The organism is Pedobacter sp., from assembly GCF_045628745.1.
Taxonomy (GTDB): Bacteria; Bacteroidota; Bacteroidia; order Sphingobacteriales; family Sphingobacteriaceae; genus Pedobacter.
This window is the reverse complement of record NZ_JAZQPU010000466.1, coordinates 1-3448: the sequence shown is the minus strand read 5'-3', so window position 1 is coordinate 3448 and position 3448 is coordinate 1. Positions and strand designations below refer to the sequence as shown.

At 36.6% G+C, this 3448-nt stretch carries 3 protein-coding genes and 1 pseudogene; 1 reads left to right on the top strand and 3 read right to left on the bottom strand.

Annotated elements, in window-relative coordinates; genetic code table 11:
• Positions 1 to 145: 145 nt before the first annotated feature.
• Positions 146 to 1198, bottom strand: coding sequence for a helix-turn-helix transcriptional regulator (locus ACR2F7_RS16705; RefSeq protein WP_432714677.1), 1053 nt, complete (start codon positions 1196 to 1198; stop codon positions 146 to 148).
• Positions 1199 to 1509: 311 nt separating this feature from the next.
• On the opposite strand from ACR2F7_RS16705, the gene ACR2F7_RS16700 reads away from it, so the two are divergent.
• On the top strand, positions 1510 to 1803 hold the full coding sequence (locus ACR2F7_RS16700; protein WP_432714676.1) for a hypothetical protein: 294 nt from the start codon (positions 1510 to 1512) through the stop codon (positions 1801 to 1803).
• Between the two features lie 87 nt (positions 1804 to 1890).
• On the opposite strand, the gene ACR2F7_RS16695 is transcribed toward ACR2F7_RS16700, so the two are convergent.
• Positions 1891 to 2193, bottom strand: a complete 303-nt coding sequence (locus ACR2F7_RS16695; protein ID WP_432714675.1) for a hypothetical protein — start codon at positions 2191 to 2193, stop codon at positions 1891 to 1893.
• A 208-nt stretch (positions 2194 to 2401) separates the two neighbouring features.
• Positions 2402 to 3390: pseudogene (locus tag ACR2F7_RS16690) on the bottom strand (YeiH family protein).
• Positions 3391 to 3448: the final 58 nt, after the last annotated feature.

Genomic DNA, 3448 nt, shown 5'->3' with positions numbered 1-3448 from the left:
TTTACCAAAGTCTTTTAAGTTCCATGAACAAACAGAAACATTTTGAGCGTAACAAGCAAAACTGGTTAAAACCAGCAATAAAAATAGAATTCTTTTCAGCATCAGCAATTATTTTCAGAAGATTGCCGAATGTAGGAATTTAAATTTATTGTGGCTGTGTAAGGTTTGAATAAGTAAGCACACCTTGTTGATTATCGTCAATTCTATTAAAATGCTGCAGATAGTAATCCTTTAAAATTTCTGGTTGATGAATTTTTACGTTATCTATCCATTGATAAATCCATCCCATTAACTCCCGGTTGATGCCACAAGTTAAGGTAAGCTGCCAATTGCCATCTGGCAGTTCCTGAAATTGTTGTGTATGGTGCCAGTGGAGGTTATGAATATATTTACCTGTGGTCGATGAAAATTCTAAGACAATCATATAAACCTGGTCATCGATATTTTGAGAAATCCCAAAACGGTTTTTAAGGTTGTTTTCCAAAAGTAACAGGTTTTGTTTGACAGGGAATGTGTCGTTACTTAATTTATAGCTGATAATCTGGTGCGTATCTAATACCAGGCATTGTTTTGTAGAATCAATTAGCCCCGCAACATAGAAACTACCCCGGTGATAGATTATTTTTAGGGGGTTAAATAGAAGTGGGAATTTGATAGATTTATATAAAGAAACCGAATCGCCATCATAGGCTGTAATTTCCATGCTACGCCGGTTAGAAGCAGACCAGATCATTTCGTTTAAACAGGTTTGATAAGCTTCTCCATAATAGGCCTCGTAAAAATGAGTGTTTTCAATACTATTCACATGCCAATTGGCATTGTTCTCAATTTTACTATTGCTTAAATGACTACTCATCAGTGATTCAATTTTCAGGATGGATTCTTCCCTTCCCACGGCTACAGCCAGCGGAATTATGGCACGCACAATTAAAAAGGTGTCTATATCTGTATTACTGATTGCAGCAGCATTAGTTTGCCTATTTAGCAACCAAATTTTACGGTTGTATTCTGTAGACTTTTCCTCCAATATTTCTCCGTCTTTCAAGAAGTAAGCACCTACGTCAGCTATATCGCGGTATAATTGCCTGTTGCTAATTTCTACAGCTAATTTTTTAAAACTGTGCTGCAAAGATTCAATAGTTTGTGGCGTAACACTCAACGCATTGTAGATGTGCTTTAACCGATCCAGTTGTTTCATGATTGCCATTTTATGACAAGTTGCAAAAAAACAATTAGAACTAAAAGTAAAATTTACAGTATAATTGTGAAAAGAAACAGAAAATAATTATAATAATAATATACTTAATGAATGGAAAGGTAATTTTCAATCCTTTCATTGAGGGCTCTCTCTGCAATGTATACTCAGGCCGTGACAACATGTTGCGGCCTTCCATTGCGTCAGAAAAGCCAAGAAACCGTTTATTCCACCAATTTTAAAAATTTTAAAACAGCATATATCCAGGATATGGCCTTAGCTTATCATTCCTGCATATTTAAAAATGAAGAGATATGGGATCACAATTACCAAAGAAAAGATTTGTCAATGCAATATGGGTCACCGGCCTTTATAGAGACAGGGAAATTATGGGTAGAACACATCGGGTTAATAACCAGCAATGGATAGTTTTAATTACCGATATGGGTAAAAGTTTAATTGTACCTTTTGATTCGGTCAGAAACCTCAAGAAAGTGACAATGGTTAAGGAAAAGTTGCCTGCAATTTCCACTACTATCCAAAAAAAGAAAAGGTTAACAGCCATCGAGAAATTAATTATTGCAACACTGTCAACAATTAACGCCTAAAAGGCATCCGGAAAATTGTAATTATATGATAATGGCCGATCCAGTGGATCGGCCATTATCATATAAAGACGTAAAGAAAACCTTTCCTTATTCGCAGCGTTCTGCTACTTTTTTACCATTCATATCATAAGAGATAATCTGGTTTCCATGTATCAAATTAAAAGTTGAGCCTGATGTGTTTTTAAATTTACTTTGAAAGGCCACCACTTCTGCAATCTTTCTACTCTTGGCATCATAAGTAACATAATAATTCCCCCTTTCTACCACAAAAAATCCTGAGCCTATCCCACATAGCGCGCCATTTGACTTACCTAATTCCGAGACCTTTTTTCCCCGGGCATCAAATACCTGATAATAGCTACCTAATAGTTGCACTTCTGAAATTTCCATTTTCATTTGGTTTTGTTAGGGCCTACTCTACACAGTTTTCGGCTTCCCTGTTTTAAATTGTTATTTTTCAACTAATTTTATTTAACTAAACAAACTCCTAACAGCTTTAATTTTGTTAAATAAATATCATACTGATAGTAACAAATAAATCTATCGTATAAAAAACAATTGTTTTAATTTATTTATCAACATTCGGTGTTAATAATAATTAACCAAACAAGAAGAAAGCAATAATTAAGGTGACTACAACATTAAAGCCCTGGGCAATTAAAAAAGCATAAAAAGGCTTTTTAGTATCCTTATTAAACAAATCAGAAAACCGGGTCTCCAAACCTATGCTGGTAAAGGCCAAAGCAAACCACAAGCCCTGTAAGCTTTTTAAGCTGCTTTTAGTGCTCTCGGTTACTTCAGGACTGATAAAGAAGGAGAACAAAACGGAAGCGCCAACAAAACCAAGGACAAATTTAGGAAATCGCTCCCAAATGATGCCTAGAGTTGGTTTGGTATCCTTGTCTTTAGCCAGGGGGTTTTTGGTATAGGTCCAGTAGATAGAGATGGCAAAAGCAGCAATACCTAATAATACATTCTGAGAGAACTTCACAATAGTACTAATCTTTAAAGCTGTCTCGCCCACTAAGTTCCTGAGGCTACTACCGCACCTGTGGTATCAATACTGCCGCCTAACCATGCACCTGTTACCTCTTGCGGGAAATTAAAATAGTGTGCTATATAAGGCATAAAGATCATCATGGGAATAGCCGTAATGAGCACCATAGAAATAACCGTAGATAGTTTTTTAGGATCACCTTTAATGGCTCCTGAGGTAGCAATAGCAGCAGATACCCCACAGATAGATACTGCACTGGAAATCATCATGGTCAGCTCATCATCGATTTTAAGCTTGCGACAAAGCCAGAAAGCAAAATACCATACCGAAAGTACCACGATCAGGGCTTGCATTAAACCCAAAGAGCCTGCCTTTAAGATATCTGAAAAAATAATACTGGTGCCTAATAATACCAAACCGACTTTAACATATAACTCAGTGGCCAGTGTTGCCCTGAACCAGTTTGGTAATTTAAATAAGTTGCTAATGAGCAACCCTAGCGATAAACTGAAAATCACCGCCTCGAGATTGAGGTCTTTGACGTGTGAATTTCCTGCAAGCAGCAAGGCAAAGAGTGTAATAATATACACCAGTGGAAACACCACCAGGAAATGTTTAAGGGGTTTGCCAGAGAGAATAGCACCTAAG